20 protein-coding genes are annotated in these 21835 nt (G+C 72.2%); 7 read left to right on the top strand and 13 right to left on the bottom strand.

Annotated elements, in window-relative coordinates; translation table 11 throughout:
- Positions 1–13: 13 nt before the first annotated feature.
- The 3 genes from Q0994_RS22215 to Q0994_RS22205 form a co-directional block, all read right to left on the bottom strand.
- A complete protein-coding gene (locus tag Q0994_RS22215; protein ID WP_299537715.1) occupies positions 14–559 on the bottom strand; it encodes a helix-turn-helix domain-containing protein in 546 nt (181 codons plus the stop codon).
- Positions 560–729: 170 nt separating this feature from the next.
- The gene (locus Q0994_RS22210) at positions 730–3372 is read right to left on the bottom strand and encodes an ABC transporter permease/substrate binding protein (RefSeq protein ID WP_299537714.1); all 2643 of its coding nucleotides are present in this window, start codon (positions 3370–3372) and stop codon (positions 730–732) included.
- Positions 3365–4435 carry a glycine betaine/L-proline ABC transporter ATP-binding protein gene (locus Q0994_RS22205; protein ID WP_299537713.1) on the bottom strand — a complete coding sequence of 357 codons (1071 nt, stop codon included), beginning with the start codon at positions 4433–4435 and terminating at the stop codon, positions 3365–3367. The genes Q0994_RS22210 and Q0994_RS22205 overlap by 8 nt, the downstream gene beginning before the upstream one ends.
- A gap of 280 nt (positions 4436–4715) precedes the next feature.
- Here Q0994_RS22205 and Q0994_RS22200 point away from each other — a divergent pair, with 280 nt between their 5' ends.
- The 6 genes from Q0994_RS22200 to Q0994_RS22175 all read left to right on the top strand — a co-directional run bounded on the left by Q0994_RS22200 (position 4716) and on the right by Q0994_RS22175 (position 10692).
- Positions 4716–5624, top strand: a complete 909-nt coding sequence (locus Q0994_RS22200) for a 5'-3' exonuclease (protein ID WP_299537745.1) — start codon at positions 4716–4718, stop codon at positions 5622–5624.
- A gap of 78 nt (positions 5625–5702) precedes the next feature.
- Complete coding sequence (locus Q0994_RS22195) at positions 5703–6545, top strand: siderophore-interacting protein (RefSeq protein ID WP_299537712.1); 843 nt, start codon at positions 5703–5705, stop codon at positions 6543–6545.
- A gap of 199 nt (positions 6546–6744) precedes the next feature.
- The gene (locus Q0994_RS22190) at positions 6745–7329 is read left to right on the top strand and encodes a sigma-70 family RNA polymerase sigma factor (protein ID WP_299537711.1); all 585 of its coding nucleotides are present in this window, start codon (positions 6745–6747) and stop codon (positions 7327–7329) included.
- Entirely contained in the window at positions 7326–8081 is a 756-nt protein-coding gene (locus Q0994_RS22185) for an anti-sigma factor (protein WP_299537710.1), read from the top strand. Before Q0994_RS22190 ends, Q0994_RS22185 begins: the two co-directional genes overlap by 4 nt.
- A 313-nt stretch (positions 8082–8394) precedes the next feature.
- Positions 8395–9933 (top strand): molybdopterin-dependent oxidoreductase, encoded by a 1539-nt coding sequence (locus tag Q0994_RS22180; protein WP_299537743.1) that lies wholly within the window; start codon positions 8395–8397, stop codon positions 9931–9933.
- 111 nt (positions 9934–10044) lie between these two features.
- Positions 10045–10692 (top strand): fasciclin domain-containing protein, encoded by a 648-nt coding sequence (locus Q0994_RS22175; RefSeq protein WP_299537709.1) that lies wholly within the window; start codon positions 10045–10047, stop codon positions 10690–10692.
- Positions 10693–10779: 87 nt separating this feature from the next.
- Here Q0994_RS22175 and Q0994_RS22170 read toward each other — a convergent pair whose 3' ends face one another.
- Complete coding sequence (locus Q0994_RS22170; protein ID WP_299537708.1) at positions 10780–11664, bottom strand: NAD(P)-dependent oxidoreductase; 885 nt, start codon at positions 11662–11664, stop codon at positions 10780–10782.
- Positions 11665–11795: 131 nt separating this feature from the next.
- On the opposite strand from Q0994_RS22170, the gene Q0994_RS22165 reads away from it, so the two are divergent.
- The gene (locus Q0994_RS22165) at positions 11796–12797 is read left to right on the top strand and encodes an ADP-ribosylglycohydrolase family protein (RefSeq protein WP_299537707.1); all 1002 of its coding nucleotides are present in this window, start codon (positions 11796–11798) and stop codon (positions 12795–12797) included.
- A gap of 66 nt (positions 12798–12863) precedes the next feature.
- Here Q0994_RS22165 and Q0994_RS22160 read toward each other — a convergent pair whose 3' ends face one another.
- The 9 genes from Q0994_RS22160 to Q0994_RS22120 all read right to left on the bottom strand — a co-directional run bounded on the left by Q0994_RS22160 (position 12864) and on the right by Q0994_RS22120 (position 21774).
- Entirely contained in the window at positions 12864–15692 is a 2829-nt protein-coding gene (locus Q0994_RS22160; protein WP_299537705.1) for an RNA helicase, read from the bottom strand.
- 33 nt (positions 15693–15725) lie between these two features.
- The gene (locus tag Q0994_RS22155) at positions 15726–16637 is read right to left on the bottom strand and encodes a diacylglycerol kinase (protein ID WP_299537703.1); all 912 of its coding nucleotides are present in this window, start codon (positions 16635–16637) and stop codon (positions 15726–15728) included.
- A gap of 18 nt (positions 16638–16655) precedes the next feature.
- Positions 16656–17615 carry a twin-arginine translocase subunit TatC gene (gene tatC / locus Q0994_RS22150; RefSeq protein ID WP_299537702.1) on the bottom strand — a complete coding sequence of 320 codons (960 nt, stop codon included), beginning with the start codon at positions 17613–17615 and terminating at the stop codon, positions 16656–16658.
- Positions 17616–17664: 49 nt separating this feature from the next.
- The gene (gene tatA, locus Q0994_RS22145) at positions 17665–17955 is read right to left on the bottom strand and encodes a Sec-independent protein translocase subunit TatA (protein WP_299537700.1); all 291 of its coding nucleotides are present in this window, start codon (positions 17953–17955) and stop codon (positions 17665–17667) included.
- A 217-nt stretch (positions 17956–18172) separates the two neighbouring features.
- Positions 18173–18370: a hypothetical protein gene (locus Q0994_RS22140; protein ID WP_299537698.1), complete on the bottom strand. Its 198-nt coding sequence runs from the start codon at positions 18368–18370 to the stop codon at positions 18173–18175.
- Between the two features lie 5 nt (positions 18371–18375).
- On the bottom strand, positions 18376–19332 hold the full coding sequence (locus Q0994_RS22135; RefSeq protein ID WP_299537696.1) for a YafY family protein: 957 nt from the start codon (positions 19330–19332) through the stop codon (positions 18376–18378).
- Between the two features lie 14 nt (positions 19333–19346).
- Positions 19347–20300: a YafY family protein gene (locus Q0994_RS22130; RefSeq protein ID WP_299537694.1), complete on the bottom strand. Its 954-nt coding sequence runs from the start codon at positions 20298–20300 to the stop codon at positions 19347–19349.
- A 123-nt stretch (positions 20301–20423) separates the two neighbouring features.
- The gene (locus tag Q0994_RS22125) at positions 20424–20795 is read right to left on the bottom strand and encodes an FKBP-type peptidyl-prolyl cis-trans isomerase (protein WP_299537692.1); all 372 of its coding nucleotides are present in this window, start codon (positions 20793–20795) and stop codon (positions 20424–20426) included.
- Between the two features lie 43 nt (positions 20796–20838).
- Positions 20839–21774: an FKBP-type peptidyl-prolyl cis-trans isomerase gene (locus Q0994_RS22120; protein ID WP_299537690.1), complete on the bottom strand. Its 936-nt coding sequence runs from the start codon at positions 21772–21774 to the stop codon at positions 20839–20841.
- Positions 21775–21835: the final 61 nt, after the last annotated feature.

The raw sequence follows: 21835 nt of genomic DNA, 5'->3' as shown, positions 1-21835 counted from the left end.
GGCCGGCCGCCGTTCAGCGCCGTGGGTCGTTGGTGGCGTCGATGTGCTCGGAGACCTGGACGACCAGGAGCCGGGTGGCGGGCACGGTGGCCCGCCAGCGGTGCCGGACGCCGCCGGAGAGGAAGAGGGTGTCGCCCGCGCCGAGGCGGTAGGCCTGGCCCTCCGCCTCGACGTCGACGGCGCCCGCGACGACGTACATCAGTTCGTCGTTGCGGTGCTGGAACTCCTGGCCGAGGTCGGGCTCGCCGGAGAACTCCAGGGCGCTGAGCTGGTGGCGCCCCTGGACGACACGGCGGACGCCGTCGCCGGTGCCGGCCCGCACCACGTCCACGGCGCGGGCGGAGTCCGCGGCCTCGCGGAGGCGGGCTGTGGTGGTCTCCAGGGCGTCGGCCACCCGGTCCAGGGAGCGGGAGCTGGGCCGGGCCCGTTCGTTCTCGATCTGGCTGAGGAAGGGCACGGACAGGCCGCTGCGCGCGGCGACGGCGGCCAGCGTCAGCCCGAGGGTGCGGCGGCGGCGGCGGACCGCGGCGCCCACCCGTAGTGCTTCCTTCTCGTCCATGTTCGACTCCCTCCCGCCCGGCCATCCTCCCGGTTGGCGGCGCGTTCCGCACATGATTGCGCGGGACGGTCGGCCGGCGACACCCCCGGACACGGACGCGGACACGGGCAGGTGGCCCTCGCCGTTCGGCGGGGGCCACCTCTGACCTGCGGTGATGCTGTCCGGGGAGGTTACACCGGAGCCATCTGGTCCGCTATCGCGGGATGGTCGTCCATCCAGGACCGGACCGCTTCCTCCTCGTGGCCCGTGCCCAGCCGCTGGATCTCGTTCTCCAGGCCGGCGAGCTGTTCCTCACTGAGCTTGAAGTTCTTGAACCACTCGGTGAGCTGGGGGTAGGTCTTCGGGAAGGCCTTGTTGGCGATGGTGTGCAGCTCGTCGCCGGTGCCGAAGCCCTTCTTCGGGTCGGCGAGCTTGGTGAGCTTGTACTCGTTGTACGCCCAGTGCGGGGTCCAGAGCACGACCGCGATCGGCTCCTTCTTCGCGTAGGCCCGCTTCAGCTCGGCGAGCATGCCGGGCGTGGAGGAGTCGACGACCTCGTACTCGTCGCTGAGGCCGTACGCCGGGAGGACCTGGTTCTTCAGGTTCTCCATGGTGGCGGTGCCGGGCTCGATGCCGACGATCCGGCCGTCGAACTCCTTGCCCTTGCCCTTGAGGTCGGCGAGGGACGTGACGTCCTTCACGTAGTCGGGGACGGCGAGCTCGATCGAGGTGGGGCCGTACCACGAGCCGAGGTCGGTGAGCTGGTTCCGGTACTTCGCCCAGTAGTTCTTCTGGGTGTACGGCAGCCAGCCGTCGAACTGGACGTCGATCTGGCCGCGGGACATCGCGGCGTACATCGGGCCCACCTCGAACTGCTTGAGGTTGATCTTGTAGCCGCGGTCCTCCAGGACGGCCTTCCACAGGTACGTGGCGGCGATGTCCTCCTCCCAGGGGAACCAGGCGACGTTCAGGGTGCGCTCGCGCTCGTCCCGGCCGTTGACCGGCTTGGCCGCGGCGGTCTTGGAGCCGCCCCCTTCGGCCGGGGTCCACCGGTCGGCGACACCCTCGTTGGCGTCCAGCCAGGTGCGGACGGCGTCCTGCTCCTTGCCCGAGCCCGACTTCTGGATCTCGGCCTCAAGGCTGGTGAGCTGCTTCTCGGTCATCTTGAAGTTCTTGAGCCAGGAGCCGACCTCGGGGTTCTGTGCGGCGAAGCCCTTACGGGTCAGGGTGTGAATGCCGTCGCCCTGGCCCCACAGCTTCTTGGTGTCCTCGAGCTTGGTGAGGTCGAACTCGTTGTACGCCCAGTGCGGCGACCACAGCGGGACGACGATCGGTTCCTTCTTGGCGTACGCGCGCTTGAGCTCGGCCAGCATGGACGGCGTGGAGCCGTCGACGACCTTGTACTCCTCGTCCAGGCCGTAGCCCGGCAGGATCTTCTCCTTGAGCAGCGCGGACTCGCCGGCGCTGGGCTCGATGCCGACGATGCGGCCGTCGAACTCCTTGCCCCTGCCCTTGAGGTCGTCGAGGGTCTTGACGTCCTTCATGTACGCGGGGACGGCGAGTTCGAGGGAGGTGGGGCCGTACCAGGACCCCATGTCCTCCAGCTTGTCCTTGTACTTGTTCCAGTAGTTGGCGTGGGTGACGGGCAGCCAGGAGTCGGTCTCGAAGTCGATCTGGCCGTTGGCCATGCCGGTGTACAGGGCGCCTGCCTCGTACTGCTTGACGTCGACCTCGAAGCCCTGGCGCTCCAGCAGCTCCTTCCACAGGAACGTGGAGGCGATGCCCTCGTCCCAGGGGATGTAGCCGATGCTGATCTTCTTTCCCTTGCCCACGCCGCCGGAGGCGGAGTCGCTGTCGGCGGGGTCCGACCCGCCGAAGACGCCCATGCCGCCCGCGACGAGGGCGAGGACGACCACGCCGGCCAGGGCGACGACGCCCTGGGGGCGGTAGTTCCAGATCCTCAGCCCGCCCGCCATGGACTGGGCCTTGGCGATCGCGCGGCGGCCGAGGGGGGAGACCTCGCGGCCGAGCGCGCTCGTCATGCGGTCCAGGTACATGGCGAGGATGACGATGGAGATGCCCGCCTCGAAGCCGAGACCGACGTCGACGTTGCCGATGGCACGGTAGACCGAGCCGCCGAGGCCGCCGCCGCCGACCATGCCGGCGATGACCACCATGGACAGGCCCAGCATGATGACCTGGTTGATGCCGGCCATGATCGTGGGCAGGGCGAGCGGCAGCTGCACCCGCAGCAGGGTGTTGCGCGAGGTGGTGCCGAACGCCTCGGCCGCCTCGACCAGTTCGCCGTCGACCTGGCGGATGCCGAGCTCGGTCATCCGGACGCCCGGGGGCAGCGCGAAGATGATGGTGGCGATGATGCCGGGGACGACGCCGACGCCGAAGAAGATGACGCCGGGGATCAGGTAGACCATGGCGGGCATGGTCTGCATGAAGTCGAGGACCGGCCGGGTCACCGCGCTGACGGTCTTGGAGCGGGAGGCCCAGATGCCGAGCGGCACCGCGAGGACCAGGGTCACGATGGTCGCGACCAGGACCAGGGTGAGGGTGTCCATCGCCTCGTCCCACAGCTCGACGCTGTCGATGAGCGCGAAGCCCACGAAGGCGAGCAGGCCCGCGATCAGGCCGCGCAGCCACCAGGCGATGACGGCGACGATGCCCGCGAAGAGCAGTGGAGCGGGGGCGGACAGGACGGCGGCTATGCCGTCGAACATGCCGCTGACGAGCGAACTGATGGCGTCGAAGAGCCAGGCGAGGTGGGTCTGCAGCCAGTCGACCGCGGAGTCGACCCATTCGCCGAGGGGGAGCCTAAACACTGGCCACCTTCTTCGTGGTCACGGCGTCGTCGGCGTGCCGCGGTGCGTCGGTCGGGTTCATCGGGTCGCCGAGCACGGCCAGCAGCCGCGACCGGGGCACGACGCCCACGAGCTTGCCCCTGCCGTCCGTCACGGCGACCGCGTCGGCGCTGCGGGAGCAGGGGGTGAACAGGTCGATGATCGGCGTCGATTCGCCGACGGTGGCCGGGGCGGCGTCCAGGACGTCCTGCGGGGTGCGCAGTTCCCTGCCGGCCTCGGACGTGGTGCCGATGGTGTGGTGCGGCTCCGCCATGATGGCGCTCGCGGTCAGCACCCGCGAGCGGTCGACGTCCTGGGTGAAGGAGGCGACGTAGTCGTTGGCGGGGGTGACGAGGATGTCCTCGGCGGTCCCGAGCTGGACTATCTCGCCGTCGCGCATGACGGCGATGTGGTCGCCGAGGCGCATGGCCTCGTTGAGGTCGTGGGTGATGAAGACGATGGTCTTCTTCAGGCGCTTCTGGAGTTCCAGCAGCTGGTCCTGCATGTCGCGGCGGATCAGCGGGTCCAGGGCGCTGAAGGACTCGTCCATCAGCAGCAGGTCGGCGTCGGTGGCCAGCGCGCGGGCCAGGCCGACGCGCTGCTGCATGCCGCCGGACAGCTCGTCGGGCCAGGACTTCTCCCAGCCGGCGAGGCCGGTCAGCTCCAGTGCCTCGGCGGCGCGCTTCTCGCGCTCGGCGCGCGGCACGCCCTGGACCTCCAGGCCGTACGCGGCGTTCTCCAGCACGCTGCGGTGCGGGAAGAGCGCGAAGTGCTGGAAGACCATGGAGATCTTGGACGAGCGCACGTGGCGCAGCTCGCGCGGCGAGAGGGCCGTCAGGTCCTGGCCGTCGAACAGGACCCGCCCGGCGGTCGGGTCGAGCAGGCCGTTGAGCATGCGGAGCAAGGTGGATTTGCCGGAGCCCGAGAGCCCCATGACGACGAAGATCTGTCCGGGCTCCACGGTGAAGGAGGCGTCGATCACCGCTGCCGTGGTTCCGTCGGCGCGCAGCTCGTCGCGGCTCGCGCCGCCTTCGAGCTTCCGCACGGCTTGATCGGGTCGTCTGCCGAAGACTTTGTACAAGTGTTCGGCCTGCAGCCTTGACACATACACCTCGCGGGTAGAACGAAAAGCGGTCCGCCCCCCGCGGCGGACCGTGGAGCAGCGGGATCGGCCCGCGACCGGCGCACATCGATGGACAATGCACATGGTTCGCTCCGGTGGCGCGCCTTCCCGGGTTTATCCGGAGCAAACGCTTCCGTGACTCAGGTCACGCCGTGTGACTGTCGGTGGGGTACGGCATCATCGGGGTGTGACGCGACGCCTGATGCTCCTCGACACCGCCTCCCTGTACTTCCGCGCCTATTTCGGGGTGCCCGATTCGGTGCGCGCGCCGGACGGCACGCCGGTCAACGCCGTGCGCGGGCTGCTCGACTTCATCGGCCGGCTGGTGCAGGACCACCACCCGGACGATCTGGTGGCGTGCATGGACGCGGACTGGCGCCCGCAGTGGCGGGTGGACCTGATCCCCACGTACAAGGCGCACCGCGTGGCGGTGGAGACGCCCGCCGGCCAGGCCGACGAGGAGGAGGTCCCGGACACCCTCTCGCCGCAGGTGCCGGTGATCGAGGCGGTGCTCGACGCGCTGGGGATCGCCCGGGTCGGCGTCTCCCCGTACGAGGCGGACGACGTGATCGGCACGCTGGCAGGGCGGGCGGACGGCCCGGTGGACATCGTCACCGGCGACCGCGACCTCTACCAACTGGTGGACGACGCGCGCGGCGTGCGGGTGCTGTACCCCCTCAAGGGGGTGGGGACGCTGCAGATCACGGACGAGGCGTGGCTGCGGGAGAAGTACGGCGTCGACGGGCGGGGTTACATCGACCTGGCGCTGCTGCGCGGCGACCCGAGCGACGGGCTGCCGGGGGTGCCGGGCATCGGCGAGAAGACGGCGGCCAAGCTGCTGGACGCGTACGGCGACCTGGCCGGGATCATGGCGGCGGTGGACGATCCGGCGTCGCGGCTGACCCCGTCGCAGCGCAAGCGGCTGGACGAGGCCCGGCCGTACGTCGCCCTCGCCCCGAAGGTGGTGCGGGTCGCGGACGACGTGCCGCTGCCGGAGTTCGACCCGGTGCTGCCGCGCGAGGCGCGCGATCCGGTGGCGCTCTCGGAGCTGGCCGAGCGGTGGGGACTGCGGGGCGCGCTGCAGCGGCTGCTCTCCGCGCTCCATTCCTGAACGATTCCCGAAGTGCTAGGTTAGGTACACCTAACTAGGGGCCTCCGCGGCTCCGCACCTCGTTCCAGGGAGAACCGCGTGGCAGAACGTCCGGCACGGAAGGCACCCAAGGCCCGGGGGGCGCAGGTCCTGCGCACCGAGCGGATCACCCCGCACATGGTGCGCGTGGTCCTGGGCGGCGACGATCTCCGGGGCTTCGACGTCGCCGGCCAGGCCGACGCCTACGTGAAGCTGTGCTTCGCGCCGGAGGGCGCCGACTACGCCCACCCCTTCGACATGGCGGCGATCCGCGAGACGCACCCGCGTGAGCTCTGGCCGACCACCCGCACCTACACGGTCCGCTCCTGGGACCCGGCCACCGGCGAGCTGGCGATCGACTTCGTGGTGCACGGCGACGAAGGGCTGGCCGGACCATGGGCCGCCGCCGCTTCGGCCGGCGACCGGATGACCCTGCTCGGCCCCGGTGGCGGTTACGCCCCGCGGGAGACGGCCGGCTGGCACCTGCTGGTGGGCGACGAGAGCGCGCTGCCCGCGATCGCCGCCGCGCTGGAGCAGATGCCGCAGGACGCCACGGGCCTCGCGTACATCGAGGTGGCGGACGCCGCCGAGGAGCAGAAGCTGACCGCGCCCGCCGGTATCGCGGTGCGCTGGCTGCGCCGTGACGGGCGTCCCGTCGGCGAGCTGCTGACGGCGGCCGTCGCCGGGCTGGAATTCCCGTCCGACGACGTGCAGGCCTTCGTCCACGGCGAGGCGGCCTTCGTCAAGGAGATCCGCCGGCACCTGCGGCTGGAGCGGAAGATCCCCGCCGACCGGCTGTCGATCTCGGGCTACTGGCGGCTCGGTCAGAACGACGACGCCTGGCGCGCGGTCAAGCGCGAGTGGAACGAGCAGGTGGAGCGCGAGCAGGAGAGCGCCGCGTAAGCCGCCGCACCGGACGCCCCGGTCGCCGCCCTTCCCCGGGCGGCGGCCGGGGCGTCGTCGTGTCCGCACCCGCCAGAGCCGTTTCCCCTGCCGCGTCCGGCGCGGGGTGGAAAGATCGCATGTCCGCTCGACCAATCCGAACGGCCCCCGGCCTCGGATCACCTGCGGAACCAGACGACCGCTCCGGGAGGACACCCGCGTGAAGGAAGCAGTACACATCAGCGGGGTGCCCGCGCCCGGACCGGATCTGCAGGAGCTGCTGGTCCGGGTGGCGCGGGGCGACCAGGACGCCTTCGCCGCGGTCTACGACGCGGTGAGCGGGCCGGTGCTCGGCCTGATCCGCCGCGTCCTGCGCGACCCGGCCCAGTCCGAGGAGGTGGCGCAGGAGGTGCTGGTCGAGGTCTGGCGGACCGCGCCGCGCTACCAGCCCTCGCGCGGAGCCGCGATGAACTGGATCCTGACGCTCGCCCACCACCGGGCGGTCGACCGGGTCAGGTCCGCCGAGGCGTCGGCGGCCCGTGAGCACAAGGCCGCATTGCTGGAGCGGACCCCCGCGTTCGACGAGGTGACCGAACAGGTGGAGACCCGGCTGGAGCGCGAGCAGGTGCGGCGGTGCCTGCGCACCCTCTCCGAGCTCCAGCGCCAGTCCGTGACCCTCGCCTACTACCAGGGCCTCACCTACCGCGAGGTCGGGGAGCTGCTCTCGGTACCGCTCGGAACCATCAAGACCCGCCTGCGCGACGGACTGATCCGGCTGCGCGACTGCCTGGGGGTGAACGCGTGAGCACCGTCGAACTGCACACTCTGACCGGGGCCTACGCCCTGCACGCGCTGCCGGAGGACGAACGGCGGGCCTTCGAACAGCATCTGCACGCCTGCGAGGCGTGCGCCCTGGAGGTACGCGAACTGTCCGCGACGGCGGCCCGGCTGGGCTTGGCCGTCTCGGAGCGGGCACCGCGCGCGATGCGCGAGAGGGTGCTGACCGAGATCACGACGGTCCGTCAGGAGAGCCCGGGGCAGGGCGCGCCGGACCGGTCCGCACCGCCCGCCGGGCGGGCCGGGCGCTGGTCGCGGTACGCGCTGGCCGCGTGCCTGGCGGCGGCGGCCGCGCTGGGCGGCGTGGCCGTCTGGCAGGGGCGGGCCGCCCAGGACGCCCGGCAGGAGGCGGACCTGGCCCAGCAGCAGAACGCGCGGCTGGCGCGGGTGCTCTCCGCCCCCGACGCCAAGACGGCGTCGGCCCGGCTGCCGGACGGCGCGCGGGGCACGGTGGTGGTGTCGCGGAGCGTGGACCGCGCGGTGTTCCTCGCCTCGGGGATGGAGCGTCCGCCGGGCGGCAAGGTCTACCAGCTCTGGTTCGACGTCGACGGGACCATGCGGTCGGCCGGGCTGATGGACCCGTCCGCGTCCGACGACGCGGTGCTGCTGGACGGTGCCGTCGACCGGGCGTCCGCGATGGGCATCACGGTCGAGCCGGCCGGCGGTTCCGACCGGCCCACCTCCGACCCGCTGGCCCTGATGGCGCTGCCCACCGCCTGACGCCCGCCGTCCTTCCCACGTATCCCCGCCCGGTGGCGGGCGACCCCCGTGTCGCCCGCCACCGGGCTTTTCGGTACCGGTGGGACGTGTTCGCGTTCGCGGACGGAAAGAGGGTCGGTACTACTTCGTGGCCGGGAGCCCCGCGGATGGGTTCTGACGGAATGTTGACCCGATCAGGTGAAGGACCAATCCGCCGGCCGCCGGGGACCGAATCCTCCGTGTGAAGGCAGAACGGAACGATTCGCAGACGCACGGGAGTTCGGGCTCCCGGCGGTCGCGCTGGGCGCGCCGCGCACTGGCCGCGCTCAGCGGTCTGGTCGCGGCGTTCAGCGCCCTGGGCGTCGCCGAACTGGTCGCGGCGGCCGTACGCCCCGAGGCGGGTCCGGTCACGGCGGTGGGCGGTGCGGTCATCGACCGCACTCCCCCGGCCGTCAAGGACTTCGCGGTGCGGGAGTTCGGCACGAACGACAAGCTGGTGCTGCAACTCGGCATCCTGCTGCTGCTGGCGGTGTTCGCCATGGCGGTCGGGTTGCTGGCGCTGCGTCACCGGCGCATCGGCTCGGCGGTCGTTCCGGTCTTCGGTGTGCTCGGCGCGGTAGCGGCGGCGGGCAGGCCGGAGGGGCAGCCGCTGGACGCCCTGCCTTCGCTGGTGGGCGGGCTGGTGGCGGCGGGAGCGTTGTACGTCCTCATCGGCCGGCTCACCGGACCGGCCGGTGCGCCGTCCCCCGCGGCTGGGGGGACGGCGGACCGGTCGCCCGCGGTCTTCGACCGCCGCGGGTTCGTGATCGCGGCGACCGCGGTGGCCGCCGCGTCGGCCGGCGCGGGGGCGGTCGGCCGCAAGGTCACCGCCTCCGTCCAGGCCGGGGCCGCCGAGTCGCGGCGCGACATCGTCCTGCCGGCCCCCGGCTCGGCGGCCCCCGCGGTGCCCCGCGGCGCCGACCTCGGTGTCCGGGGCGTCAGCTCCTTCGTCACCCCGAACAGGTCCTTCTACCGGGTCGACACCGCCCTGGTGGTGCCGCGGGTGGACGCCGGGAGCTGGCGGCTGCGCATCCACGGCAAGGGCGTGACCCGCCCGCTGACGCTGAGCTACCGGGACCTGCTGCGCCGGGAGATCGTCGAGCGCGACATCACCCTGACGTGCGTCTCCAACGAGGTCGGCGGCCCCTACGTGGGCAACGCCCGGTGGATCGGCGTGCGACTGTCCGACCTGCTGCGCGAGGCCGGGGTGAGGCCGCCGTCCGACGGCGGTCCCGCCGACCAGTTGGTCTCGCGTTCGGTCGACGGCATGACGATCGGCACCCCGGTGGAGGACGTCATGGACGGCCGCGACGCGATGCTGGCCCTCGGCATGAACGGCGAACCCCTGCCGTTCGACCACGGGTTCCCGGTCCGCATGGTCGTCCCCGGCCTGTACGGCTACGTGTCGGCGTGCAAGTGGATCCAGGACATCGAGCTGACCACGTTCGACGCGTACGACGCCTACTGGGTCAAACGCACCTGGGCCCGCCGGGCGCCGATCAAGACGCAGTCACGGATCGACACCCCGCGCCCCTTCGCCTCCCCGTCCGCCGGGACCGTGCCGGTGGCCGGTGTCGCCTGGGCCCAGCACCGGGGCGTCTCCCGGGTCGAGGTCCGGGTGGACGGCGGCGACTGGCACACCGCCCGGCTGGGCGCCCCGGCCGGCCGGGACACCTGGCGGCAGTGGGTGTGGGAGTGGCCCGCCACCTCCGGCAGTCACACCCTCGAAGTCCGGGCCACCGACGGCACCGGCGCCACCCAGACCGACGCCCGCGTCGGCACCGTGCCCGACGGCGCCACCGGATGGCACTCGGTGGTGGTCGACGTGTCCTGAACTCCCCCGACCACCGGAGCGGTACGGGCAGCGGGCCCGCCGCTCCGCATCCCGCAAGCACCACGACAACCCCGTCTTCATACGACGAACCGTCCGAACCAGGAGAACTCCATGAACACCCTCACCCTCCGCCGCGTCGCCGTAGCCGTCTCCGCGGCCGCCGTCCTGCCGCTGTCCCTGACGGCCTGCTCGTCCTCCGACGACACCAAGGACGCCGCGTCCGGCTCGACCCCCAGCGCCGCCGCCTCGGCGAGCTCCCCGGCCGGCGACTCCATGGCGATGGACGAGCCGTTCGGCCCGGCCTGTTCCTCCGTGCCGCAGGACGGCGCGGGTTCCTTCGCGGGGATGGCCAAGGACCCGGTGGCGACCGCCGCTTCGAACAACCCGGAGCTGTCCACGCTGGTCACCGCGGTCAAGGCGGCCGGGCTGGTCGACACGCTCAACAACGCGGAGAACATCACGGTGTTCGCGCCGACCAACGAGGCGTTCGCCAAGGTCCCGAAGGCCGACCTGGACGCCCTGCTCGCCGACAAGGCCCAGCTCACCAAGGTCCTCACCTACCACGTGGTGGGTGAGAAGCTGACGCCGAAGCAGCTGGAGAAGGGCTCGTTCGACACCCTGGAGAAGAGCGAGGTCACCACGGCGGGCTCGGACATGGCGTACACCGTCAACGACTCCTCGAAGGTCGTCTGCGGCAATGTGCCGACCGCCAACGCGACGGTCTACATCGTCGACACGGTCCTGATGCCGCCGAAGTAGTCCCACCGGACCGCGCGCGACGGGGTGACGCGCGCGACGGGGGCCGGCGGGGGCGGTGCGCTGCGGCGTACCGCCCCCGCCGCGCGCTCAGCCCTCGAAGCTCGCGAAGTACCCCGCCGCCATGTCCTGGCCGCCGTGCCCCTGGGCCGAGGCGCGGCGGAAGCGTTCCGCGGCGGCCTCCACCGTGTCCATCCGGACCCCGGACCGGCCCGCCGCCTCCAGCACCAGCAGGGCGTCCTTGCGGGCGTTGTCGACGGTGAAGCTCGGGGTGAAGTCGCCGGAGACGATCGCGGCCGACTTCGCCCGGAAGTACCCGCTGTCCATCGGGCCGCCGGCGACCACGTCCCGGAACACCGCCGGGTCGACGCCGAGGCCGCGGGCCAGCGCCAGCGCCTCGCCTACCCCCTGGGTGAGGGCCAGCACCCAGGTGTTGAGGACCAGCTTCAGCCGGCTCGCCTCCCCGGACTCCCCGTCGGCGCCGACCCAGACCGTGCGCTGCCCGATCGCGTCGAAGAGCGGCTGCACCAGCGGCCGTACGTCCTCGGGGCCTGCCGCCAGCACCACCAGCTCGCCCCGCTCCGCCGGTTCGCGGGTGCCCTGCACGGGGGCGTCCACCAGGACCAGGCCGTGCTCGCGGGCGAACCCCGCCAGGTCCTCGATCCGGTCGCCGACGGTGGAGTGCTGCACCCACACCGTGCCCGGCCGCAGCGCAGGGGCGGCGGCCCGCAGGGTCTCCAGCACCGTCGGTCCGTCCTTGAGGACGGTGACCACGACGTCCGCGCCCGCCACGGCGTCGGCCGGCGTCGCCACCGGCTCGATCCCGCCGCCCCGCAGCGCCTCCGCCTTGGCGGCCGTCCGGTTCCACACCCTCGGCGCGAAACCCGCCGCGGCGAGATGGCGCGCCACCGGCGCGCCGATGGCCCCGGTGCCGAGGACGGCGACGCGTGGTGCCCGGTTGTCCGTGGGGGGCATGGGGGTCTCCCTGGGGTCGTGGGACGGCCGGACCCGGTCGGAACCCCGGCCGTGCGCCACCGTACGACGACGGCGGGCTCCCTCCCACCCTGCGGTCCCGCCGCGTCCGGGGCACTCCTACACTCCTGCGCATGGACCGACAGGGTGGAGGACGGCCCGCCGCGGGGCTTCCGGCCGGCGGCGGAGGGCTCTCGCGGGCGGACCGGGCGGCCGGCGCGGTCGTGGGTTCGGCGGCCGGCGACGCGCTCGGCGCGCCCTTCGAGTTCGGGCCGCCCGGTTGCCTCACGGCCCGTTTCCCGGACGGCGTCGGCGAGCTGTGCGGGGGCGGCGGCTGGGATCCGGGGGAGGCGACCGACGACACCCAGATGGCGGTGCTGGTGGCCGAGTCGCTGCTGGAGCGCGGAGGTCTCGACCTGCCGGACGTGTTCGCGAGGTTCCGCCGCTGGGCGGCCGGCGATCCGAAGGACATCGGTCTGCAGACCGAGGCGGTCCTGACGGGCGGCGACCCGTGGGACCTCGCCGCGGCCGTGCACTTCCAGACCGAAGCGCGGGCGGCGGGCAACGGTTCGCTGATGCGGGCGACCACTTCGGCGGTCCGGTTCGCCGCCGCGGGCCGGGAGGCGACGATGGACGCCGCGCGCCGGATCGCGGCGCTGACCCACGGCGACCGGGCCGCGTGGGAGGGCACCGCCGTCTTCCACGACCTGGTGCGGGTCGCGCTCGACGGCGGCGACCCGCTCGACGCGGTGACCGGCGCGCTCGGTGCCGTCCATCCCGACCACCGCGCGCGGTGGGCCGCGGTGCTGGCACCGCGATGGCGGCCGCAGGACGCGACCGAGTTCAACGGGGCGGTGTGGCCGTGCCTGGGCACCGCGCTCTGGGCCCTGCGCACGACGGACACCTTCGAGTCCGCGGTCGCCGCGGCCGTCGACGTGGGCGGCGACACCGACACGGTCGCGGCCGTCACCGGTGGCCTCGCGGGAGCGGTGTACGGCCTCGGCGCGATCCCGGCGCGCTGGACCGCGGTGCTGCACGTACCGCTGCCGGGATACGCGCCCCGGGTGCTGCGCACGAGCGACCTGGTGGACCTGGCCCACCGGCTGGACGCCGGCGGCCGGGCCCACCGCGCTTGACGGCCGCACCTGACGTCTCCGGCCGCCCGCTCCCCCGCGGGCGGCCCCCCGCACGGGCGGAGCCCGTCAGCCCACCGAGCTGTACGCCACCACTCCGCGCCGGACGGCGTCCACCGCCTTGCGCGCGTTCTTCGCGACCGTGCTGTCCTCGTGGGGCGCGGCGGCCGCGATCTGGCCCAGCACGTCGATGACCTGCTTGCACCAGCGCACGAAGTCGCCCGCCGGCATGTCGGCGTCGCGCAGCACCTCGTCCAGGGTCCGGCCGGAGGCCCACATGTAGACCGACCAGGCGAACCCGAGATCGGGCTCGCGCTGGCCGACCCCCTCCGCCTGGTTGATCTTGAAGTCCTCCTCCAGGGCGTCGAGACGGCCCCAGATGCGGACCATCTCACCCATCGCGGTCTTCGCCGGGCCGGACGGCAGCTTGGGCGCGACCGCGTCGTCCGCCTGCCGCGCCTCGAAGACCAGCGCCGAGACGCAGGCGGCGAGTTCGGCCGGGTTGAGCCCTTCCCAGACCCGCTCGCGCAGGCACTCGCTGGCCAGCAGGTCGAGTTCGCCGTAGAGCCGGGCCAGCCGCCGCCCGTGCTCGGTGACCTCGTTGGCCCGCAGGTAGTCAAGCTCGGTCAGCAGGGCCACGATGCGGTCGAAGGTGCGGGCGATGGTGTTGGTGCGCCCCTCGATGCGGTTCTCCAGCTGGCGGGTGTCCCGCTTCAGCCGGTGGTACCGCTCCGCCCAGCGGGCGTGGTCCTCGCGCTCGTCGCACCCGTGGCAGGGGTGGGCGCGCAGCTCGGTCCGCAGCCGGGCGATCTCCCGGTCGTCGGCCGCCGCCGCCCGCTGCTTGCGGTGCCGGTCCGGCACGATGTGCCCGGCCTTGCTGCGCAGCGCGGACGCCAGGTCGCGGCGCGACTGCGGGGAGCGGGGGTTGAAGGTCTTCGGGACCCGCATCCGCTCCAGGGCCTCGACCGGCACCGGGAAGTCGATCGACCCGAGCCGCTTGACCTGCCGTTCGGCGGTCAGCACCATCGGCCGGGGGCCGTCGTGCTGGTCGAACCCGCGGTGGCCGTTGGCCCGGCCGGCCGGCAGGCCCGGGTCGAGGACCAGGGCGAGCCCGGCGAACTTCCCGGTCGGCACGTGGATGATGTCGCCCGGCTTCAGCTTCTCCAGCGACGCGGCGGCCGCGGCGCGGCGCTGCGAGGCGCCCTGCTTGGCCAGCTCCGTCTCGCGGTCCTTGAGGTCGCGGCGCAGCCGCGCGTACTCCTCGAAGTCCCCGAGGTGGCAGGTCATGCCCTCGCGGTAGCCTGCCAGGCCTTCTTCGTTGCGCTGGACCTGGCGCGAGATGCCGACGACGGAACGGTCGGCCTGGAACTGCGCGAAGGAGGTCTCCAGCAGTTCGCGCGAACGGTGCCGCCCGAACTGCTGCACCAGGTTCACGGCCATGTTGTACGAGGGCCGGAAGCTGGAGCGGAGCGGGTAGGTGCGGGTGCCCGCGAGGCCGGCGAGGGCGCCCGGGTCAAGGCCGCGCTGCCAGAGCACCACGGCGTGGCCCTCGACGTCGATGCCGCGCCGGCCGGCCCGGCCGGTGAGCTGGGTGTACTCGCCGGGGGTGATGTCGGCGTGCTGCTCACCGTTCCACTTGACGAGCTTCTCCAGGACCACGGAACGGGCGGGCATGTTGATGCCCAGCGCGAGCGTCTCGGTCGCGAACACGGCCTTCACCAGGCCGCGGACGAACAGTTCCTCGACGACTTCCTTGAACGTGGGGAGCATCCCGGCGTGGTGGGCGGCGATGCCCCGCTCCAGCCCTTCCAGGAACTCGTAGTAGCCGAGGACGTGCAGGTCCTCGGGGGGGATGGAGGCCGTGCGCTCCTCGACGATCTCGCGCACCAGCCGGCGCTTGTCCTCGTCGTTGAGGCGCAGCCCGGCCTGGAGGCACTGCTGTACCGCGGCCTGGCAGCCGGCCCGGCTGAAGATGAAGGTGATGGCCGGCAGCAGGCCCTCGTTGTCCAGCCGGTCGATGACCTCGGGGCGGGACGGGGTCCAGATCCTGCTGCGCTGACGCCGCTCACGCTCGCGGTCCGCCTCGCGGACCATCTTGCCTCGCCGCCGGTCGCGCGGGTTGTAGCCGCGCTCGCTCTCCATGCGGCCGAGCCGGACGAGATCGGGGTTGACCTCCCGCCGGGTGGAGCCCCGGCCGCCGTGGTCGGTCTCCTCTTCGAACAGGTCGTACATCCGGCGGCCGGCCAGCACGTGCTGCCACAGCGGCACCGGGCGGTGCTCGGAGACGATGACCTCGGTGTCGCCGCGGACGGTGTCCAGCCAGTCGCCGAACTCCTCGGCGTTGGAGACGGTCGCGGAGAGGGAGACGAGCGTGACCGACGGCGGGAGGTGGATGATCACTTCCTCCCACACCGCGCCCCGGAAGCGGTCGGAGAGGTAGTGCACCTCGTCCATGACCACGTGGCCGAGGCCGTTCAGCGCCTGCGACCCGGCGTACAGCATGTTGCGCAGCACCTCGGTGGTCATGACGACCACGGGCGCGTCCGCGTTGACGCTGTTGTCACCGGTGAGCAGTCCGACCTTGTCCGCGCCGTAGCGTTTGGCCAGGTCGGCGAACTTCTGGTTGGAGAGCGCCTTGATCGGGGTGGTGTAGAAGCACTTGCGGCCCTGGGCCAGCGCGAGGTGCACGGCGAACTCGCCCACGATGGTCTTGCCGGACCCGGTGGGGGCCGCGACCAGGACGCCCTTGCCCGCTTCCAGGGCCTTGCAGGCCTCGATCTGGAAGGGGTCGAGTTCGAACTCGTACATCTCGCGGAAGGCGCCGAAGGCCGTGGCCCGCTCGGCCGCACGGACACGGGACGCGTGATAGCGCTCAGCTGGTGAGAGGTCCTCTGTCATCTTGCCCACGAGCCTACCCGGCGGGTCCGACAGTCAGCCGTGGCTTTTTCGATCACCGCGCGCCAGGACCCGCACCGCGCCCGGCACGCAGACGGCCCGGACGGGCAGCGCGCCCAGCGACTCGCCGTCGGCGTAGGCGGTGACCCCCGCGGCCCGCAGCTCCACGGACCGGGCCCGGTACACGGTGACGGCGGGGTGGGACAGGTGCGTGCCGCGGTAGACCTTCGGGAAGACCCTCAGCAGGGTGGAGCGCGAGCACTCCCCCACCACGGTCACGTCGAACAGGCCGTCGTCCACGACCGCCCCGGCGCATATGCGCATGCCGCCGCCGTACGAGGTCGTGTTGCCGACCGCGACTAGGGTGGCCCGGATCTCCCGCTCCTCGCCGTCGTCGAACCGGACGCGGTAGGGCACCGGCGCGAAGGAGGCCAGCTCGGCGAGGATCGCCAGGTCGTACCGGAAACGGCCGGCGCCCGGCGGCATCCGGTTGGCGCGGTCGTTGACCCGGGAGTCGAAGCCGGAGGCCAGGACCGTGCCGAACCAGCGGTCGCCGACCCGGCCGAGGTCGAGGGTGCGGACCGTCCCCTCCTTCAGGGCGCGGGCCGCGAGCCGTCCCGCGGCTGCGGGGTCGCGCACCGGCAGCCCCAGGGCGCGGGCGAAGTCGTTGCCGCTGCCGACGGCGACGACGCCGAGCGGGGTGGCGGTCCGGGCCAGGGCGCTGAGCGCGAGGGAGACCACCCCGTCCCCGCCCACGGCGATCAGGGCGCCGGTCCCGCCGGCCACGGCCTCCCGGGCCCGGCGCAGCGCGTCGGCCGCGTCCTCGCCGAGGACGGTGCGGACGGAGAAACCGGCCTCCCGCAACGCGGAAGCGGCCGGCTGCGCGGCGTGCGCGCCCCGGCCGCTTCCCGCGGTGGGATTGACGACAAGGGTGATCTCGCTGGTCACCCGCCGGACCTTACAAGGTCAGGTGATGTCGTCGTAACCGTTGAGACGTTGCGGATGGGAGGCGTCCGCGCTTCCGGTGGACTGCCCCGGCAGGGCGGGCCGCGCGACGCTCTCGACGGCCCCGACGGGCTCGGGGGTCAGGTCGAGTACGGAGGCCTCGTCGTCGTCGAGTTCGGCGTCGGGGTCGCGGCGCTTCTTCCGCTTGTCGTTGAGGAGGGAGAACCCGGTGGCGATGAAGTACAGCACCGCGAGGGGACCGGCGAGCAGCAGCATCGAGACCGGCTCGCCGCCGGGGGTGGCGATCGCGGCGAAGGCCGTGAGGCCGACGATCATCCCGCGCCACCAGCCGAGCATCCGCTTGCCGCTGACGACCCCGGTCATGTTGAGGGCGACGAGCAGCAGCGGCAGTTCGAAGGCGAGACCGAAGACGATCACCATGCGGGTGAGCAGGTCCAGGTAGCTGTCGAGGCCGATCTGGTTCTGCACGTTGTCCGGGCTGAACCCGAGCATGATCTCCGCGGTCTGCGGCAGGATCGAGTAGGCCAGGTAGCTCCCGGCGAGGAAGAGCGGGACGCCGACGACCACGAAGGCGTACGCGTACTTCTTCTCCCCCTTGTGGAGTCCGGGGGCCACGAACGCCCAGAGCTGGTACAGCCACACCGGCGTCGCGAGGAGCACGCCGGACATGAGGGCGACCTTCAGCGCGTTGGTGAAGGGCGCCATCAGGGTGTCGGTCTTCAGCAGGGCGCACGGCCTGCCGTTGACCGCGGTGACCACGCCGTCCCGGCAGCCCACCGAGGTGAGGAGCGGGCGCAGCAGGAAGTCGTAGATCTCCTTCTGGAAGAAGGCGGCCACTATCGTCACCGCGACGATCGCCAGCACGGCCTTCAGCAGCCGGTTACGCAGCTCACGCAGGTGATCGAGGAGCGGCATCCGCCCCTCGTCGTTCTTCTCCTGCTTGCGGGCGGGCTTGAGCAACCCACTTCCCTCGTCTCGTGCGACGGTCGGCCGGTGTGCGGCCCGGCCGTCAGCTGTGGGTGGTGGGCTTCGCGTCGCTGACCGGGCGGGCGCTGGTGACGTCGCCCGGAGCGGCCTGGATCGTGCGCGTGGCCGTCGGCTGCGGGGCCGGCTCGGCGACGGTCTCCGTCGTCGGCGCCGCGGGCTCGTCGTCCTTCTTCATGGCCTTGGCCTCGCTCTTGAGGATGCGGGCCGACTTGCCGAGCGAACGCGCCATGTCGGGAAGCTTCTTGGCACCGAAGAGCAGCAGGATGACAGCGATGATCAGAACGATCTCTAGGGGCTTCAGATTGCCGATCATGTGCGACTTCCTTCTCAACTGAGGCGGCTGGAGGACGGGCTTCCCCTTCGCACAGGACCGGCATGGATCCGGTCTGTACGCCGGCAGCGATCGTAACCCTCGGGGGTGAACACGAGGCAATCCCCGTGCGTCGTTCACGTCGCGGCCCGTACCCCCTGCTGGGCGGTCCTCAGCAGCGTACCTCCCGGAACCGGGAAACTGGAGGGCGCTACCACGCTTATCGGGCGGCCTCCGCCGCCCCGGCCAGGCGGGTCGCGGCGCGTTCGAGGTCCTCGGCGGCCCGGTCGATCCGCTCCGCGGTGGCCGCGACCTGGCGGCCGAGCCGCCGGGCCTCCATGAAGACCTTGATCGCGAGGACGCCCAGCACGGCGGTCCCGGCGAACCCCAGAGCGATGGCGAGCATGGGCCAGAACATCCGGATCAGACCGTCCCCTCGTACGCGGTGAGCGCCTCGCGCGCCACCCTTCTGGCACTCTCGGTCAGCTCCGGCGGCGCCACGATCCGCCCCTCGCCGCCCAGCCGCAGCGCCAGCCGGCGCAGCGAGGCCGGGTCCGGGGTGCGCAGTGTGATCCGCAGACCCCCGTCGGGCAGTTCCTCCGCGCTGTCGTGCGGGTAGTACTCGGCGACCCACCGCCCGCCGGGCCCGACCTCGACGACCACCTCGGGGTCCTCGGCCGACGGCTGGACCAGCCCGGCGGACAGGTCGCGCAGCTCCAGCTCGGGCGGCGCCGACGGGGCGTCGAGCAGCTTGATCTCCGCCACCCGGTCCAGGCGGAAGGTACGGCGCGCCTCGGAGAGCCGGCACCACCCCTCCAGATAGGTGTGCCCGACGGCGAACAGCCGGATCGGGTCCACCTCGCGCTCGGTCAGCTCGTCACGGGCCGGCGAGTAGTAGCGCAGCCAGAGCCGGCGCCGCTCCGAGATCGCCCGGTCGACGTCGGCGAAGACACCGCCCTCCGACTCGAACGTCACCGACAGCCGGGAACTGGCCGCCCCGGTCTCCCCCGCGGCCGCCTCCAGCTTCGCGGTCGCCCGCACCAGCGCCTGCCGGTCGCTCTCCCGCAGGCCGGGCAGGGTGGCGACGGCCCGCGCGGCGACCAGCAGGGCGGTCGCCTCGTCGGCGGCCAGCCGCAGCGGCTCGGCGACGTCGTCCGGGTTGTGCCACCAGATCCGGTCGCCGTCGGTGTCGATGTCGAGGAGGTCGCCGCCCCGGAAACTGGTGCCGCACATCGGCAGCACGTCGAGGTCCGAGATCAGCTCGTCCTCGGTGATGCCGAAGGCCCGTGCGACGTCCTGGACGTGCGCGCCGGGGCGTTCGCGCAGATACGTCACCAGCGACAGCATCCGCCGGGTCTGGTCGATCGCGTTGGTGGCCATCGCTCGTGCTCCCCCTAGTCCTTGGCCACGGCGCGCAGCCGGTCCACGACGTCGGCCCGCAGGTCCGCGGGCTCCTCCACGACCACGTCCGGCCCGAACTCGACCAGCCAGGCGTCCAGCCCGTGGCCGTAAGGGATCTCCAGTTCCTCCCAGCCGTCCCCGCGGTCGCGCACCGACAGGGCGCGGGAACGCAGCGGATAGCCGCAGCCGGCCCGGAGCCTGATCCGGGCGGTCCGGGTGGCGGTCTCGCCGGCCCAGCTCTCCACGGTCTCCCGGACGGTGACGACGTCGGGCACCGGCGCGGTGAAGGCCCCGGCCCGGGAGCGGACCCGGCCGGCGATCCGGGAGAGCCGGAAGACCCGCTCGGCCCGGCGCTCGCGGTCCCAGCCCGCCAGGTACCAGTGGCCGCGCCAGCACTCCAGCGTCCACGGCTCGACCTGACGCTGCTCCGAGCGCGCGGAGTTGCCCTTGCGGTACTCGAAGGTGACCGGACGCCGGTCGCGGCAGGCGAGCATCAGCGGCTCGAAGGCGGCCTCGTGGACCGGAATGCGGGGTTCGAGGGCGCTCTGCACCTCGTACGCGTCGTCGCTCTGCGGCATCCCGGCGGCGCGCAGCTTCTGCAGCGCCCCACTGGCGGCGCCGGCCAGCCGCGCCTGCTGCCAGACCTTGGCGGCGATCTCCAGCGCCGCCGCCTCCTCGGCGTCGAGGGTGATGGGGGGCAGCCGGTTGCTGTCGCGGCGGGCGAGGTAGCCGGTGTCGCCGTCGAGGTTCTCCACCGTCTCGATGACCAGGCCGAGCTCGCGCAGATCGTCCTTGTCGCGCTCGAACATCCGGTTGAAGGACTCGTCGGTGCCCGCCTCGAGGTACGCCTCGATGGAACCGCGCAGCTCCCGCTTGCTGAGCGGGCGCCGGGTGCCCAGCAGGCACAGCGCGAGGTTCATCAACCGCTCGGCCTTGGCAATCGCCATCGACGCCCCTTCTCCTCATGCTCTACGACGCTCGACCGTACCGCCCCGGGGTGTCCGGACAAAAACGCGCCGGAGGGCCCGTGCCGTACGGCACGGGCCCTCCGGTTCGCACGCGGCGGCGGATCAGACGGCGACGAGGTCGCAGACGAAGATCAGCGTCTCGCCGGGCGCGATGCGGGCGCCGGCGCCCTGCTCGCCGTAGGCGAGGTGCGCGGGGATGGTGAGCTGGCGGCGGCCACCGACCTTCATCCCCTGGACGCCCTGGTCCCAGCCCTTGATGACGCGGCCGGCGCCGAGCGGGAACTGCAGCGGGGTGCCGCGGTTCCAGGAGGAGTCGAACTCCTCGCCGGTGGAGAAGGCCACGCCCACGTAGTGGACGGAGACGTTGTCCCCGGCCTTGGCGACCGGGCCGTCACCCTCCCAGATGTCCTTGATCTCAAGGTCGGCCGGCGGCTCGCCACCCGGGAAGTCGATCTCGGGCTTGTCGATGCTCACTGAACTGCTCCTCAACGAAATGAACTGGTCAACCGGGACAGTCTTACATCTTCGCCAGCAGGTCCACGGCGAACACCAGCGTCGACTTGGCGGGGATGGACTGCTGCGCCTGGTCGCCGAAGGCCTGGTCCGGCGGGACCACGATGAGGACGCGGCTGCCGACCTTCTTGCCGACCAGCCCGTTCTTCAGTCCCTTGAGGGTGACCTGCTCCAGCGGGAAGGTCTGGGTCTTGCCCTGGGCGTAGGTGCTGTCGAACGTCTTTCCGTCCTTCCACAGCAGCCCCACGTAGTTCACCACCACGCTGTCGGTGTCCTTGACGACCTCGCCGTCGGACTCCAGCACGTAGGTGGAGGAGAGCTTGGCGGGCGGGTCGCTCTTGGGCACGGTGACCGACGGGGCCTTGCCGTCGGTGTTGGTGCCGACCTTCGGGAGCGCCGCGTCGCTCTGCGCCACCTTGGCGCCCTCGGCGGAGGCCGGGATCTTGGTGGCCTTCACCAGGTCGACGACGAAGACGAGGGTGGCGTTGGGCTTGATGTCGCCCTGGCCCTGCTCGCCGTAGCCGAGGTCCGGCGGGATGGTGAGCTTGACGCGGCTGCCGACCTTCTGGCCGACCAGACCCTTGTCCCAGCCCTGGATGACCATGCCGGCGCCGAGCGTCAGGTCGAAGGTGCTCTTGCGGTCGAAGCTGTTGTCGAAGGGCTTCGCGGAATCCCACGACTGACCGAGGTAGTTGACCTGGACCGCGTCGCCGTTCTCCACCGCGGCGCCGTCCCCCTCACTGATGACCTCGGTCTTCAGCTCCTTGGGCGGGGTCCCCCCGCCCTTGGAGAGGGTGGGCTTCTCCCCGAACTTCTCACCCGCGGTGATCGTGGGCACGGCGTTCTTGGGCGAGTCGGTGTCGGAGGCCTTGTCGGAACCGCACGCCGCTGCGGACAGCAGCAGGGCGGGAACGACGAGAAGGCCGGCAAGTCGGCGCACGGATTCCTCAGATCTTGGACGGCATGGGTCCCCGACACTCTAAGCGCACCAACGGGCCCCG

Source organism: uncultured Streptomyces sp., from assembly GCF_947488945.1.
Lineage (GTDB): Bacteria > Actinomycetota > Actinomycetes > Streptomycetales > Streptomycetaceae > Streptomyces.
The sequence above is the reverse complement of the archived record's forward strand: the minus strand, read 5'-3'. Positions and strand labels throughout refer to the sequence as shown.

Excerpts from the sequence above, each read along its gene's own strand:
- Q0994_RS22215 (WP_299537715.1), bottom strand. The coding sequence starts at position 559 with ATGGACGAGAAGGAAGCACTACGGGTGGGCGCCGCGGTCCGCCGCCGC.
- Q0994_RS22200 (WP_299537745.1), top strand. The coding sequence starts at position 4,716 with ATGCTCCTCGACACCGCCTCCCTGTACTTCCGCGCCTATTTCGGGGTG.
- Q0994_RS22175 (WP_299537709.1), top strand. The coding sequence starts at position 10,045 with ATGAACACCCTCACCCTCCGCCGCGTCGCCGTAGCCGTCTCCGCGGCC.
- Q0994_RS22170 (WP_299537708.1), bottom strand. The coding sequence starts at position 11,664 with ATGCCCCCCACGGACAACCGGGCACCACGCGTCGCCGTCCTCGGCACC.
- Q0994_RS22165 (WP_299537707.1), top strand. The coding sequence starts at position 11,796 with ATGGACCGACAGGGTGGAGGACGGCCCGCCGCGGGGCTTCCGGCCGGC.
- Q0994_RS22160 (WP_299537705.1), bottom strand. The coding sequence starts at position 15,692 with ATGACAGAGGACCTCTCACCAGCTGAGCGCTATCACGCGTCCCGTGTC.
- tatA (WP_299537700.1), bottom strand. The coding sequence starts at position 17,955 with ATGATCGGCAATCTGAAGCCCCTAGAGATCGTTCTGATCATCGCTGTC.
- Q0994_RS22140 (WP_299537698.1), bottom strand. The coding sequence starts at position 18,370 with ATGTTCTGGCCCATGCTCGCCATCGCTCTGGGGTTCGCCGGGACCGCC.
- Q0994_RS22135 (WP_299537696.1), bottom strand. The coding sequence starts at position 19,332 with ATGGCCACCAACGCGATCGACCAGACCCGGCGGATGCTGTCGCTGGTG.
- Q0994_RS22130 (WP_299537694.1), bottom strand. The coding sequence starts at position 20,300 with ATGGCGATTGCCAAGGCCGAGCGGTTGATGAACCTCGCGCTGTGCCTG.